This is a genomic window from Paraburkholderia largidicola (genome assembly GCF_013426895.1).
GTDB lineage: Bacteria > Pseudomonadota > Gammaproteobacteria > Burkholderiales > Burkholderiaceae > Paraburkholderia > Paraburkholderia largidicola.
This window is the reverse complement of sequence record NZ_AP023176.1, coordinates 734818-749755: the sequence shown is the minus strand read 5'-3', so window position 1 is coordinate 749755 and position 14938 is coordinate 734818. Positions and strand designations below refer to the sequence as shown.

11 protein-coding genes are annotated in these 14938 nt (G+C 62.6%); 6 read left to right on the top strand and 5 right to left on the bottom strand.

Translation table 11 applies throughout. From position 1 onward, the window contains the following. Position 1: 1 nt before the first annotated feature. Both PPGU16_RS32080 and PPGU16_RS32075 read right to left on the bottom strand, forming a co-directional pair. A complete protein-coding gene (locus PPGU16_RS32080) occupies positions 2-1246 on the bottom strand; it encodes an urea ABC transporter substrate-binding protein (protein ID WP_180726741.1) in 1245 nt (414 codons plus the stop codon). A gap of 217 nt (positions 1247-1463) precedes the next feature. Next, entirely contained in the window at positions 1464-2396 is a 933-nt protein-coding gene (locus tag PPGU16_RS32075; RefSeq protein WP_007577479.1) for a LysR family transcriptional regulator, read from the bottom strand. Positions 2397-2587: 191 nt separating this feature from the next. On the opposite strand from PPGU16_RS32075, the gene PPGU16_RS32070 reads away from it, so the two are divergent. The 3 genes from PPGU16_RS32070 (at position 2588) to PPGU16_RS32060 (ending at position 8509) form a co-directional block, all read left to right on the top strand. Continuing rightward, positions 2588-3361: a putative hydro-lyase gene (locus tag PPGU16_RS32070; RefSeq protein ID WP_180726740.1), complete on the top strand. Its 774-nt coding sequence runs from the start codon at positions 2588-2590 to the stop codon at positions 3359-3361. Between the two features lie 146 nt (positions 3362-3507). After that, positions 3508-4806: an MFS transporter gene (locus PPGU16_RS32065; protein ID WP_180726739.1), complete on the top strand. Its 1299-nt coding sequence runs from the start codon at positions 3508-3510 to the stop codon at positions 4804-4806. 70 nt (positions 4807-4876) lie between these two features. After that, entirely contained in the window at positions 4877-8509 is a 3633-nt protein-coding gene (locus PPGU16_RS32060) for a hydantoinase B/oxoprolinase family protein (RefSeq protein ID WP_180726738.1), read from the top strand. 92 nt (positions 8510-8601) lie between these two features. Here PPGU16_RS32060 and PPGU16_RS32055 read toward each other — a convergent pair whose 3' ends face one another. Together PPGU16_RS32055 and PPGU16_RS32050 are read right to left on the bottom strand one after the other, a co-directional pair. Then, positions 8602-8856, bottom strand: coding sequence for a hypothetical protein (locus PPGU16_RS32055; protein WP_180726737.1), 255 nt, complete (start codon positions 8854-8856; stop codon positions 8602-8604). 106 nt (positions 8857-8962) lie between these two features. Next, on the bottom strand, positions 8963-9232 hold the full coding sequence (locus PPGU16_RS32050) for a hypothetical protein (protein WP_180726736.1): 270 nt from the start codon (positions 9230-9232) through the stop codon (positions 8963-8965). Positions 9233-9617: 385 nt separating this feature from the next. Between PPGU16_RS32050 and PPGU16_RS32045 the strand changes: the two genes are divergently transcribed. From PPGU16_RS32045 to PPGU16_RS32035, 3 genes are all read left to right on the top strand, one after another. Next, entirely contained in the window at positions 9618-10301 is a 684-nt protein-coding gene (locus tag PPGU16_RS32045; protein ID WP_180726735.1) for a glutathione S-transferase family protein, read from the top strand. A 133-nt stretch (positions 10302-10434) separates the two neighbouring features. Then, positions 10435-11457 carry an LLM class flavin-dependent oxidoreductase gene (locus PPGU16_RS32040; protein WP_180726734.1) on the top strand — a complete coding sequence of 341 codons (1023 nt, stop codon included), beginning with the start codon at positions 10435-10437 and terminating at the stop codon, positions 11455-11457. 521 nt (positions 11458-11978) lie between these two features. Beyond that, positions 11979-13496 (top strand): CoA-acylating methylmalonate-semialdehyde dehydrogenase, encoded by a 1518-nt coding sequence (locus PPGU16_RS32035; protein WP_180726733.1) that lies wholly within the window; start codon positions 11979-11981, stop codon positions 13494-13496. 129 nt (positions 13497-13625) lie between these two features. Here PPGU16_RS32035 and PPGU16_RS32030 read toward each other — a convergent pair whose 3' ends face one another. Next, entirely contained in the window at positions 13626-14801 is a 1176-nt protein-coding gene (locus tag PPGU16_RS32030; RefSeq protein ID WP_180726732.1) for an MFS transporter, read from the bottom strand. Between the last annotated feature and the right edge of the window lie 137 nt (positions 14802-14938).

Below are 14938 nucleotides of genomic sequence, written 5' to 3'. Positions count from 1 at the left end.
GTCATGACTTCTTCGGCAGATTCGACGGCGTGTACTGGCGATGATCCGGCTTGTTCGGCAGATCGCATCCCACCTTGCCGAGCCAGTACGGCTGCACGTCGTCCCAGACCTTCGGGATCTCGACGGAGTGGTCGTCCTTCACATGCACGAGGAAGATCGTATGGCTCGCGTGATGGCTCTTCGGGTCGATGCAGACCTTGCCCTGCGCGCCTTCCGTGCAGATGCCGCCGCTCTCCAGCGCCTTGCGCACGGCATCCTGATTGGTGGACTTCGCCTTTTCGGCGGCCGCCTTGTAGAGGTAGATCGCGTCGTACGCGTTGGCGGCTTCCTGATTGATGTACGGCTCGTTCGGGAACTTCGCGTGGAAACGCTTCTTGAAGTCGTTGCTGGCGGGCGTATCGACTTCCTCGACGTAGTTCGCCGTCACGTACATGTCCTTCAATGCCGGCGGTTTGAAGCGCTTGTGCTCATAGGCCTGACCGACGTTCACCGAACTCGCCATCGGCAGATTCAGATGCGCCGACGCCTGCTGCTCGTAGTACGACGCCTGATTCGCGCCGACCAGCAAGGTCACGACAAAATCAGGCTTGGCCTTCTGGATGTTCTGGATCGTCTGGCCGAACTGCGATACCGACAACGGGATGAACTCCTCGCCCACCATCGTGCCGCCGTTCTCCTTCACGATGTTGCGCACCCATTCGGCGGAGATCTGCCCGAAGTTGTAGTCGGCGGCGATGGTGTACACCTTCTTGCCGAACTTCTGCATCATCCACGGAATCAGCGTCGAGAACTGCTGCTCGGGCACGGCGCCCGTCACGAAGGTATTGGTGTCGCACACACCGCCCTCGTATTGATTGTCGTACCAGTAGAGTTGATGCGCGCGATCCATGATGGGGCGAATCGCTTCGCGCGAGGCGCTGGAGAACGCCCCGAAAATCACGTCCGGCTTGTCGGTCTGCACCAGACGCCGCGCGAGTTCCTGAAACTTGGTGTTGTCCGATTGCGTGTCGTACGCGATCAGCTGGATCGGGCGGCCCAGAATGCCGCCCTTTGCGTTGATTTCGTCGACGGCGAGCTGTGTGGCGTGAATCTTCGGGATGGTCGCGAGCGCGAAGTTGCCCGATGCGTCTTCGAGCAGGCCTATTTTCACGGGTTCGGCGGCATCCGTGACATTCGCGACGAGCGACGTGACGGCAAGTCCTGCAATGAAGGCCAGACGCATCCAGCCGGACGGCTTAAGCAACATGCGGATTCTCCAGAAATGGGTTCGAACTCCTGAAAACGCGAACAAAAAAAAGCCCCCTGACGAACCTGCAGTTCGTCAGGGGGCTTCTGTGCCGGACCCTCGGGCGGACACCTTTGTCAGGCCGCGAGGAATGGATGCAGTCTAAAGCGCCGAATTTTGCGTTGTCAACGCTGATCAAAAATCCTTCGGCTATCCGCGCGCTCGCGGCAACGCCGCATTACAGCCGCTCGATCAGCCGCGCGTCACCATGCTCGCAGTACGCGTGACATGCGGTGCGTGCCGCGTTCGCCGCGCCGTGCACGAACAACGGCGCGTCCGAGCGGCGCGACATCGACACCACGATAGAAGGCGGCGACGGTTGCAACGGCAGTTCGACCACTTCGCCGCGCGCGATCAGTTCGTCGACGAAAAGACGCGGAATGGCCGCGACGCCAAAGCCGTCGCGTACCAGTTGCACGATCACCGAGATCGATGGCGAGCCGGTGATGCGGGTATCGGCGAGCGGTACGCCATTCGCGAGCGCGAGCTTGCTGACGATGTCTTCCAGCGCGCGATGCGGCGCGGTGCCCCGGCCGAACGTCAGAATGGGATGCCGCAACACCCGCTTTGCGAGCCCGCTGCGAGACAAGGGCAACAGACCCGCGCGCGCGATCCAGTGAACGGGGTAATTGGCGAGCGCGTCGCAGACGACCGATTCCTCATCGCTGCCTTCCACGCGAATGATCAGATCGAGTTCGCCCGCCATCAGGCGGCGCTGCAGCACCACGCTCACGTCCACCGCGAGATCCACTTCGAGTTGCGGGTAGTCGGTGGCGAGCATGCGCATGTAGTCGGCGAGCCAGCTGTGCACGACCGTCTCGATCACGCCCAGCCGCAGCTTGCCGCGCATCGCGCCTTCGTTGGAGGCGGCCGCCTGCAACTGGCGCGTCGCCTCGACCACGGCTTTCGCGTAGCCGAGCAGATAGTCGCCGTTCGGCGTGAGGCGGAACTCGCGGCTGTCGCGATCGACCAGCACGGTCTGCAATTCATCTTCGAGCGCCTTCAGACGCTGCGAAATCGCAGCGGGCGTGGCATGCAGCGCCGTTGCCGTCGTGCGAAAGCTGCGCAATTTCGCGAGCGTGACGAAGGTTTCGAGAAAGCGAGTATTCATGGCGCGAAGCGCTTCAAAAAAAGCGACGTGACTCGGGAAAACCCGCGGATTCGTTAAGAAATTCTATTCGTGGACAGCAAAGAAAACTAGTTGGCGTCAAATTTTCTTCTTTTCTATGCTTTGCCTGACGGTACGCAATTCGACATGCGAGGCGCGCCGCCAACCGAAAACACTCAGAAGCCCGCCCGACCATGACTCCATCCGAATTCCGCCAGGCCGTTCGTCACGGCGACTTCCGCGGCCCGACAGCCGGACAGTGCGGCGAGTATGCGCAAGCCAACCTCGCGATCCTGCCCGCCGCGTACGCCCATGATTTCCTGCGCTTCTGCCATGCGAATCCGAAACCTTGCCCGCTGCTGGGCGTCGGCGAACCGGGCGACTTCCGCGTGCCCATGCTCGGCCGCGATATCGACATCCGCACCGACGTGCCGGCCTACAACGTCTATCGCGACGGCGAGTTGAGCGAGCGCGTCGACTCCATTGAAGCGCTCTGGCAGGACGATTTCGTCGTGTTCGCGATCGGCTGCTCGTTTTCGTTCGAGCACATGCTCGCGCTCGAAGGCATCGGGCTGCGCCACGTCGAAGAAGGACGCAACGTGCCGATGTACCGCACGCATCTCGCCAACCGGCGCGCGGGCGTATTCGGCGGCGAACTGGTGGTGTCGATGCGCCCGATGCGCGGCCCCGACGCGATACGCGCCGTGCAGATCACGAGCCGCTTTCCCGGCGTGCACGGCGCGCCCGTCCATATCGGCGACCCGGCAGAACTTGGCATCGCCGATCTCGCGCGCCCCGACTTCGGCGATGCGGTGACGATCCATGCGGGCGAACTGCCCGTCTACTGGGCGTGCGGCGTGACCCCGCAGACCGCGCTGATGGCGGCGAAGCTGCCTGTCGCCATCGCCCACGCACCGGGCCACATGCTGATGACGGATATCACGAACGCGTCCCTAGCCGTGTTCTGACAAGCGCGGCGCGTTGCGCCGCTTCGCTGGGCATCCCATTCGTTGAACGAGATCTGGCCGCGCCGACCAGAGGGGCTGACTCATTCCTTTGAATCATTTTCAGGCGTGCGGGCGGCGCCGCACGCGTCGATCGACAGGAGCAACAGATGGACAGCAAAACACTCACGGCAATCGCAGACGAGCCCAGCGAAGCGCCCGGCGCCAGCCGGCTTTCATGGTATGCAGAAGCCGGTCCGCGTGCACGGCGCGCGTTCTGGAGCTGCAAGGTCGGCTACATGCTCGACGGCATGGACACGCAGATGCTCTCGTTCGTGATTCCGACGCTCGTCGCGACGTGGGGCATCACGCTCGCGGATGCGGGATTCATCGGCACGCTGACGCTGCTGTCGTCGGCCTTGGGCGGCTGGATCGCGGGCATATTGTCGGACCGCATCGGCCGCGTGCGCACGCTGCAACTTACCGTGTTGTGGTTCGCCGTCTTCACCGGTCTGTGCGGACTCGCGCAGAACTACGGCCAGTTGCTCGCCGCGCGCGCACTGATGGGGTTCGGCTTCGGCGGCGAATGGACTGCGGGCGCCGTGCTGATCGGCGAGGTGATTCGCGCACGCGACCGCGGCAAGGCCGTAGGCCTCGTGCAGTCCGGCTGGGCGCTTGGCTGGGGCATGGCCGCCCTGCTCTACGCCGTGCTGTTTTCGGCAATGGCGCCGGAAATCGCGTGGCGTGCGCTGTTCCTGATCGGCCTCGTGCCCGCTGTTCTCGTGCTCGTGATTCGCCGGTATGTCAAGGAACCCGAAGTATTCGAGCAGGCGAAGGCAATACGCCGCGACACCCACGACACACCGCGCTTCACCGAGATCTTCGCGCCGAAGCTGCTGTCCACGACACTGCGCGCCGCGCTGCTCACGACGGGCGCGCAAGGCGGCTACTACGCGATCACCACGTGGCTGCCCACCTTCCTCAAGACGGAACGCCATCTCACGGTGATGGGCACGGGCGGCTATCTGGCGATGATCATCGTTGGCTCGTATATCGGCTACCTGTCGAGCGCGTGGCTGACGGACCGCATTGGCCGCAAACCCAATTTCATTCTGTTCGCCGTCGGCTCGATGGCCATCGCGTTCGCCTACACGTCGCTGCCGCTGACGAACACGTCGATGCTCTGGCTCGGCTTTCCGCTTGGCTTCTTCGCCTCCGGCATCTTCTCGGGCATGGGCGCGTTTCTCACCGAACTCTTCCCTACCCGCGTGCGCGGTTCGGGACAGGGCTTCTGCTACAACGTCGGCCGCGCGATCGGCGCGCTGTTTCCGGTGTTGATCGGCTCGCTGTCGAAAGAGTTCGGCCTTGGCACGAGCATCGGCATTTTTGCCGTCGCCGCCTATGGCGTGCTGATCATCGCCGCCCTCACGCTGCCCGAAACACGCGGACGCGAACTCGAATCCGCCTGAGTTCGACGCGCCCGATGCGTGCTCATCCGATCAACCGTCGCTGCATCTCGCTCTTATCTTTCATCGCACCATGAACCAAGCTCACGTACCCGAAGCATGCACGCCGTCCCGCTGGCAATTCTGGATCGACCGCGGCGGCACCTTCACCGATATCGTCGCGCGCCGGCCGGATGGCTCGCTGACCACACACAAGCTGCTTTCCGATAACCCAGAACACTATCGCGACGCGGCCGTTGCGGGCATCCGTCATCTGCTCGGTTTGCGCGCCGGTGAAGCCATCACGCCACGCGATGTCGAGATGGTCAAGATGGGGACGACCGTCGCGACCAATGCCTTGCTCGAACGCAAGGGCGAACCTGTCGCGCTCGTGACGACGCGCGGCTTTCGCGATGTGCTGCGGATCGCGTACCAGAACCGTCCGCGTCTGTTCGATCTCGACATCGCGCTGCCCGAAGCGCTCTATCAGCGCGTGATCGAAATCGACGAACGCGTGAGCGCGCAAGGCGATGTTGTCGTGCCGCTCGATCTTGCAGCCACGGAAGCTGCGTTGCGCGAGGTCTTCGATGCCGGCATCCGCGCGCTCGCCATTGTGCTCGTTCACGGCTATCGGCACACTGCGCATGAGCGCGACATCGCGGCACTGGCGCGGCGCATTGGCTTTACGCAGGTGTCGGTTTCGCACCAGGTATCGCCGCTGATGAAGATGGTGTCGCGCGGCGATACCACCGTCGTCGACGCTTATCTGTCGCCGATCCTGCGTCGTTACGTCGATCAGGTGGCGAGCGAAATGCCCGGCGTGAATCTGCAGTTCATGCAGAGCAGCGGCGGTCTCACGCGTGCCGACCTGTTCCAGGGCAAGGACGCGATTCTTTCCGGCCCGGCAGGCGGGATCGTCGGCATGGTGCGCGCGGCGCAGGCGGCGGGTTTCGAGCACGTCATCGGCTTCGATATGGGCGGCACGTCGACCGATGTGTCGCACTTCAACGGCGAGTTCGAGCGCGTGTTCGAAACGCAGGTGGCGGGCGTCCGCATGCGTGCGCCGATGATGAGCATCCACACGGTCGCGGCAGGCGGCGGTTCGATACTCGGCTTCGACGGCGCGCGTCTGCGTGTCGGTCCCGCTTCGGCAGGTGCGAATCCCGGACCTGCCGCGTACCGGCGCGGCGGCCCGCTGACGGTGACCGACTGCAACGTCATGCTCGGCAAGATTCAGCCCGATTATTTTCCGCACGTGTTCGGCCCGCATGCCAATGAGCCGCTCGACCGCGACGCGGTGGCCACACGCTTTCGCGCACTTGCCGACGAAATCGGCGCGGCGACGGGCCAACGCCGCACGCCGGAAGAGATCGCCGAAGGCTATCTGGAGATCGCGATCGGCAGCATGGCGAACGCGATCAAGAAGATTTCGGTGCAACGCGGCCACGACGTGTCGCAATACGTGCTCACGACCTTCGGCGGCGCAGGCGGCCAGCATGCTTGCGGCGTGGCCGATGCACTCGGTATGACGAGCGTGTTCGCGCATCCGCTCGCGGGCGTGCTGTCGGCGTTCGGCATGGGTCTGGCCGACCAGACCGCGATGCGCGAGCGCGCGCTCGAAATCGTGCTCGACGACACGTCGCTTGCATCCGTCGATGCGGCGCTCGATGCGCTTGTCGATGAAGCAACCGGAGCGCTGCTCGATCAGGGCGTCGACGCGGCGCGCATTTCGACGGTGCGGCGCGTGCATTTGCGCTATCAGGGCACCGATTCGGCGCTCGCGGTCAACGCGGGCAGCGTGCAGTCGATGCGCGATGCTTTCGAAACCGCCTACCGGCAGCGCTACGCGTTTCTCATGGCCGATACGCCGCTCGTGGTGGAACTCGCATCGGTTGAAGCCATCGGTCATTCGGATGCCCAGCCGGTGACGGGCGGCATCGCCGCTCGCCCTGCCGGCGACGCGCCCGCGGTTGCAGCAGTGGTACGCATGTATTCTGGCGGCCGCTGGCACGACGCGTCGCTCTATGCGCGCGACACGCTGATGGCGGGCGACAGGCTCGACGGCCCGGCCATCATCGCGGAGAAGAACGGTACGACCGTGGTCGAACCTGGCTGGCAAGCGGCGCTGACGGGCGACGGCAACATCGTGATGACGCGCGTGCTCGCGCTGCCGACGCGCCGCTCGATCGGCACGCAAGCCGACCCGGTGCGGCTCGAGATCTTCAACAACCTGTTCATGTCGGTGGCCGAGCAGATGGGGCTACGCCTGCAGAACACCGCCTACTCGGTCAACATCAAGGAACGGCTCGACTTCTCGTGCGCGATCTTCGACGCGGCCGGCAATCTGATCGCGAATGCGCCGCACATGCCCGTGCATCTGGGCTCGATGGGCGAAAGCATCCGGACCGTCATCGAACGCAATCGCGGCACGATGCGCGACGGCGATGTGTTCATGCTCAACGACCCGTATCACGGCGGCACGCATCTTCCTGATGTGACAGTCATCACGCCCGTGTTTGCCGACGGCAGCGAAGCGCCGCTCTTCTACGTCGGTTCGCGCGGTCATCACGCGGATATCGGCGGTATTACGCCCGGCTCGATGCCCGCCGCTTCCACGCATATCGAGGAAGAAGGCGTGCTGATCGACAACTGGCAGCTGGTTTCAGCCGGTGTGTTGCGCGATGTCGAAACGCGCGCGCTGCTCGCGTCCGGCCGCTATCCCGCGCGCAACATCGTGCAAAACATGGCCGACCTGCGCGCACAGGTCGCTGCCAACCAGAAAGGCGTGGACGAGTTGCGCCGCATGGTCGCGCAATTCGGTCGCGACGTGGTGCTCGCTTTCATGCAGCACGTGCAGGACAACGCGGAAGAGGCCGTGCGTCGCGTGATCGGCGCGCTCAAGGACGGCGCGTATCGCTATGCACTCGATAATGGCGCGGTGATCGACGTCGCGATCCATGTCGATCCTGCTGCGCGCAGCGCAACGGTCGATTTCACGGGCACGTCCGCGCAACTGCAGAACAACTTCAACGCACCGAAGGCGGTCTGCATGGCGGCCGTGCTGTACGTGTTCCGCACACTGGTGGGCGATGATATTCCGCTCAACGCCGGTTGTCTGAAGCCGCTTTCCGTGATCGTCCCGGAGGGTTCGATGCTCAACCCCGTCTACCCCGCTGCCGTCGTGTCGGGCAATGTCGAGACATCCTCCGCGATCACGAACGCACTGTATGGCGCGCTCGGTGTCGTGGCGTCGAGCCAGGGCACGATGAACAATTTCACGTTCGGCGATGCGCGCTACCAGTACTACGAGACGATCGCGGGCGGCAGCGGCGCGGGAGACGGCTTCAATGGCGTCGACGCCGTGCAGACGCATATGACCAACTCGCGCCTGACCGATCCTGAAGTGCTCGAATGGCGCTATCCCGTGCGGCTCGAATCGCATCTGATCCGCGCCGGATCGGGCGGTGCGGGGCAGTGGAAAGGCGGCAATGGGGCAATCCGGCGCATCCGTTTTCTCGCGCCGATGACAGCCTCGATTCTGTCGAATAACCGCATTCACGCGCCATTTGGCGCGGCGGGCGGAGGCGCGGGGCGACAAGGCAGCAATCGCGTCGAACGCGCGGATGGCGAGATCGTCGCGCTGGGGCATATCGCCAGTGTCGAGATGGCTGCGGGCGATGTGTTCGTCGTCGAGACGCCTGGCGGCGGCGGTTTCGGGCAGGGTTGACGCGGCTTGCGTTACGTTCTGAAGAAAAAGAGGGGCGCATAAAAACTTCAGCGCCCCTTCACGAAAGGTGCAGCACTGCCTTCAGTGCTGGATCATTCCGTTACCCCGAGCAGGTGTTCAATGTGTTCTTCGACACGGGCGCGCGCCTCGGTGATTGCGCGATCCGTGGTCCGGGAAACGAGCGGAAAGTCGAGACCGTTGCCCTTGAATCTCCCCGCGTGGTGCACCCACGACCGATAGGCGAATACACCCGAATCGCGCCGGACGAGGTTGATCGTCACGTCGTAGGTGCGCTGCATGCCGCTCGCTCGCGTGTAGGGAAACTTGTGGACTTCCGAGTGAATCATGGATAGCGCCTCCTGTTTTGCGATTCTGGCGTGACGCTTCGTGCAGGAAAGCCGTATTTTTCCGGCTTCGAAGCGTGCTGATCGTTAAAGACAAAACGGTTGAATCTCAAAGAAGATCGGTCGTCGCGTCGTGGTTGGAACCGGCTTTCTTTGACCGGATATCGCAAGGCGGTAACGGCATCGGTTCGTTGTCCGCGAATGCCGTGCCGCAGCGCACGGCAAACGCAAAGGCCGATTGCCGGTTCGCGAAGTGGCCCAGATCGCCAAGCGACGTCGCTTCGCCATCCTCTTCGAGAATCGCGACCCGGGCGACAAAGGTATTGCCGCTTCGTGCGACCGACGGCTGAATGGCTACACCGTGGTGATAGAAGTGCATCTCGCCTCCTCAGACCCTTATATGGGAACCCCACGGCGGACTGGATTGCGCCACTCTGTCGGGGAGTTCTGACGACAGTGTAAGGTATTTGTCAGAATTCGGGAATGGGAGCGTCGCTGACCTGCCGCGTCGTATCGTCGCGCGTGACAGGCTGGGTGTTCACACATTGCCCCGCAGAAAAACACGTTCGATTTCATCGAACGTATTCATCGGACAGGCCGCACGGCAAATGGGGCGCTTGAGTTCAGCATGTGACTACGCGATCTGGAGACGGGCTCAAACGCACGTGCCTTCCCGCTCATATACGGAAGGCCGCTTGCAATATACGGAGCCATCAGGCTGCGCATTCGCTGCAATCCACTCAAGTCCTCATCAAGGAAACCCCATGCTTCAGTTTTACTTCCACCCTTCGCCCAATCCCCTCAAGGTGGCGCTGCTGCTCGAAGAGCTTGATACGCCATTCGAGCTGTCCTCTGTCGACACCTTCAAGGGAGAGCAACACGCGCCGGCGTACCGGAAGATCAATCCGAACGGCAAGGTGCCGGCCATCGTCGATGACGGCGTGACCGTGTTCGATTCGCACGCGATTCTTCTGTACCTCGGCGCAAAGCATGGGAAGTTCGTTCCGTCCGCGCCGTCCGAGCACGCAGCGATGCTCTCGTGGCTCCAGTTCGTCGCGACCGGGCTGTCGCCGTTTTCGGGTCAGGCCGTGCACTTCCTGCACCATGCACCGGAACCGTTGCCGTATGCGCGCAACCGTTATCTGAAAGAAGTCGAGCGTCACTATCGCGTTCTCGATGAGCGGCTCGGAACCTCGAAGTATCTGGCCGGCGACACTTACTCGATCGCCGACATCGCGCTGTGGGGCTGGGCGAATTTTGCCGGCTATATCTTCGGTGAGAAGGGACTTGGCGACTATCCGCATGTCAAGCGCCTGGTCGACGAGATCGCGGCGCGTCCGGCGGCTGTCCGTGCGCTGGCGCTGAAAGACCGACTCACGTTCAAGGCCGAGTTCGATGAAGAGACCCGTCGCGCGCTGTTCCCGCAGAACGCCTCGCTCGCGGCCTGAACAGGCCACCGGAACGTAAGCGCCGGCCATCTGAAATAACGCGTGCCGGCGCGTTGCAGATCGATGCGGTAGTGTTACAGCTTTCCTGTCCCGCGGCAGAGGTCGCGGACACCCGCAAACCGAATCTACAGCTATGAAAAGGATTGGCTTTCTCTCGTTTGGCCACTGGGCCAATTCTCCAGGCTCGCAGGCTCGATCGGCAGCCGATGTTCTTCTGCAATCCATCGACCTCGCTGTCGCCGCCGAAGAACTCGGCGCGGATGGTGCCTTCTTCCGCGTCCATCATTTCGCTCAACAGCTTGCCTCGCCTTTCCCGCTTCTCGCGGCGATCGGCGCAAAGACGCGCACGATCGAAATTGGCACGGGTGTCATCGACATGCGCTACGAGAATCCGCTCTATATGGCAGAAGATGCAGGCGCCGCCGATCTGATCGCGGGCGGACGGTTGCAACTCGGCATCAGCCGAGGCTCGGGTGAGCAGGTTATCGACGGCTGGCGCTATTTCGGGTACACGCCAGAGGAAGGCGAGACGCACGCCGATCTCGCGCGCCGTCACACAGAAGTGTTTTATGAAGTGCTGCAAGGCAAGGGCTTTGCACAGCCGAATCCGCGCCCCATGTTCGCCAACCCGCCGGGACTTCTACGCGTCGAGCCGTATTCCGCAGGTCTTCGCGAGCGCATCTGGTGGGGTTCGGGCTCCAACGCAACGGCCGTTTGGGCCGCGACGATGTGGATGAATCTGCAGACCTCGACATTGAAGAACGACGAAACGGGTCGTCCGCTTCATATCCAGCAAGCCGAGCAGATTCAGGCTTACCGCGATGCGTGGAAAGCGGCCGGGCATACGCGAGAACCGCGCGTGTCGGTGAGCCGGAGTATCTTCGCGCTCATGAATCAACGGGACCGCATGTATTTCGGCCGAGGCACGCAGAGCAACGACACGGTCGGCTTTCTCGACGACGATATCCAGAAGATCTTTGGCCGGAATTACGCCGCGGAACCCGATGTGCTCATCGAGGAACTGGCAAAAGACGAAGCCATCGCAGCCGCCGATACGCTGCTACTCACTGTGCCCAACCAGTTGGGTGTCGAGTACTGCGCGCACGTCATCGAATCGATTCTCACGCATGTCGCGCCGGGTCTTGGTTGGCGCTGACGTGTGGAAAAGTCATTTCTGACGATGATCGACGATACATCGGCGCGGCGCGTTTCTGGCCAAACTGGGCGGATTTTGAGCCAGCAAAAAAGAGCCTGACGCACACTTCGCGCTGCGACAACGGCCACTCATTCGATCAGATGTTCGAGTACATCAGGTCGTAGCGGCTTCAATTTCCCGAGGCATAAAACCCTTCACGTGACTACGACGCGCCTTGTCCGATAAGGCGCAGTCGACCTCGAAGCACGCCCGGCACATCAAACCTGCCCTCTTCTTTTAGCGGCTTCAACGCGCCAAAGTTCGCTGCTCAGTGCAGCCGTCCAGACCCTCCCACTCGCTGTCATTTGTTCCTTCCGCGCAAGACTGTTTGTCCGGCGCGGATGTTCGATCTCCGTGTTCGTCCACCTACATTGTGTCTATTGGATCGGTCGGTACGGGGCGTAAAGGCCGAACAACCCACGTTCGACAACATAGGGCAGCGTGGCACGGACAACGTCTGCAGCCCTGGACAGGAGCATGTAATGAGCGAAGCAGATAAAAGCGCTGTGCGCGAGTTGAGTCATTTCATCGATGGTAAGCGCGCGGCGGGTGCGGGCCGGCGGTTTGGCGACGTATTCGATCCCGCACAAGGGCGAATGACGGCCCGTGTGCCCGTCGCAAGCTCGGCTGAAGTCGAGGCCGCCGTCGCCGCTGCGAAAGCCGCCTTCCCGGCATGGAGCGAAACCGCGCCGCTCAAGCGCGCCCGTTTGATGTTCAAGTTCAAGGAACTGCTCGAAGCGCATTCGGACGAACTCGCCGAACTCATTACGCGCGACCACGGCAAACTGTTCTCGGACGCAAAGGGCGAAGTGGTGCGCGGCATCGAAATCGTCGAATTCGCCTGTGGCATTCCGCAGTTGCTCAAGACAGACTTCACTGATTCGATCAGCGGCGGCATCGACAACTGGAATCTGCGTCAGCCGATTGGCGTGGCCGCTGGCGTCACGCCGTTCAATTTCCCGATGGTGGTGCCGTGCTGGATGTTCGTAATGGCCGCCGCGTGCGGCAATACCTTCATTCTCAAGCCTTCAGAGCGCACGCCGTCGGCATCGATACGGCTTGCCGAGTTGTTCATCGAGGCGGGCTTTCCCAAAGGCGTATTCAATGTCGTGCATGGCGACAAGTCCGTCGTCGATGCGTTGATCGCGCATCCCGATGTGGCCGCGATGTCTGTCGTCGGCTCGACACCCGTCGCTGAATACATCTACAGCGAAAGCGCAAAGCGCGGCAAGCGCGTGCAGGCACTCGGCAGCGCGAAAAACCATCTGGTCGTGATGCCCGATGCCAATCTCGATCAGGCCGTCGATGCGCTGATCTCATCGGCCTATGGTTCGGCCGGCGAGCGCTGCATGGCAACGTCCGTCGCGGTGGCGGTAGGTAGTATCGGCGATGAACTGATCGAGCGTCTCGCGCCGCGCGTGCGTTCGCTCAGGATCGGCGGCGGCATGGAGCCCGATCTCGACATGGGGCCGCTCATCAGCGCCGCGCATCGCAGCAAGGTAACAGGCTATATCGAAGCGGGCGTTGCAGCAGGCGCGAAACTCGTGGTCGATGGCCGCGGCCATACCGTGGCAGGCCATGAAGAGGGCTTTTTTCTTGGCGGCTCGCTGTTCGATGATGTGAAGCCGGATATGAGCATCTATCGCGAAGAGATTTTCGGGCCGGTGCTGTCGGTCGTCCGCGTGCCCGATCTTGCGAGTGCGATCAAGCTCGTCAACGCGCACGAACTGGGGAACTGCGTATCGTTGTTCACATCCGATGGCGCCGCGGCACGCCTGTTCTCGCGGCAGATTCAGATTGGCATGGTGGGCATCAACATCCCGAGTCCGGTACCGCCGGCGTGGCATTCGTTCGGAGGCTGGAAGCGGTCGCTGTTCGGCGATCATCACGCCTATGGCGAAGAGGCTGTGCGCTTCTACACGCACTACAAGAGCGTGATGCAGCGCTGGCCGGACAGCATCGCCACCGGTGCCGAGTTCACGATGCCCGTGGCGAAGTAAGGCGTTGCGTTGGCGCGGGCACGGTTGGTTTCGTGCCCGCTGCCGTTTCAAACACAGAACGTCCGATGTTGCACCCAGCGCGACGGCGGCAGACGAAGCCAGTTGCGCCCTGCTCGAGCCAGCCGGTTGCTACGCTTTTGCCGGAAGCGCCTCGACACGCCCCCGGTCCGCGAGGAATGCGAGCATGAGCGCCGTCAGGCCGCATAGCGCGATCAGTGACAGCAGCGCGCCCTTGCCGGCGTGCACCAGTACCCACCCGCCCACAGACGGAAAACCAAAGACTCCGATGAAGTACGCCGCAACGAACCCTGTCAGCGCGACGCGACGATGGGCGGCGGCGGAATCGTTGACCGCCTGAGTCTGGATCACCGGATAGGCAAGCCCGTACCCCGTGGCAAGCAGAACAGCGGCGGCAGGATGAGCCGACACATGGTAAGGCACCGCGAACATCGCCGCGATGCCCAGCACCATCATGACGAGCAGCACCTTCGTTGCCGTTTCGCGGCGCAGATTGATGACCAGTCGGGCGAAAGCCCAGCGTACGGTCACGACGGTTATCGCGTACAGGCTGAAGAAGGTCGTTGCTTGCGCATGCGTTCCCTGCACCAGCGACATCTGAAACGTCATCAAGCCTGAGAAGACGCAGGCGCCCAGCGCGACCATGATGATCGGGTACATCGCACGCGTGCGCACAATGGCGCCGATACCACGCCACCATTGCTCCTGCACCGGCGGCGCGGACAAAAGAGGCGACAGCCGGGCGAACATTTCCAGTATCACCGACGCGACCACACAAAGGCCGCTGACCGTGTAGAGCACGCTGCTGAGCGACCAGTGCAACGAATGTATGGCGACGCCCGCCAGCGCGGGGCAGCCGCCGATTCCCGCCATCTGGAACGTGCCAAAGCGCAGAAACCAGTAACCCCGATCTGCATCATTGGTTCGCTCGGCGAGCGACATCGGCGCCGCGAGATAGAACGCGCCCCAGCCCAGGCCCACGAGAAACGCTGGAATCGCATCGAGCAGGCCAACACGCTCGATCAAGGCGAAACCCGCGACGCCCATGCCCACGCATAACGCCGCAAGCGCGGCCATGCGCGCCGCGCCGATGCGGTGATGCGAAAGCCAGCCAACAAGCGGAACCCCGACAAAGGTACCCACCATCGCAGCCACGAGCGTCAGCCCGGTGTCGACGTCCGTGCCGCCGATGGACCGGAAGCGCATCGAAAGAAGAAAGGTCCCGCCGTATCCTGCCGCCGTGAGCAGGGTACCAACGAGAACGAGAAAGCCGTTGAATGGACGCATGAAAGAGAGGGCCGGGTTAACAATGACAATCGGGCAGTCGTCGATCGCAGGCGCGAGTATGGACCATAGCGGTGGCGCGATAGTGTGATGGTGCGATAGCGAAAGTTCGGTGCGTTGCTATTCCATGCCTTAACAGG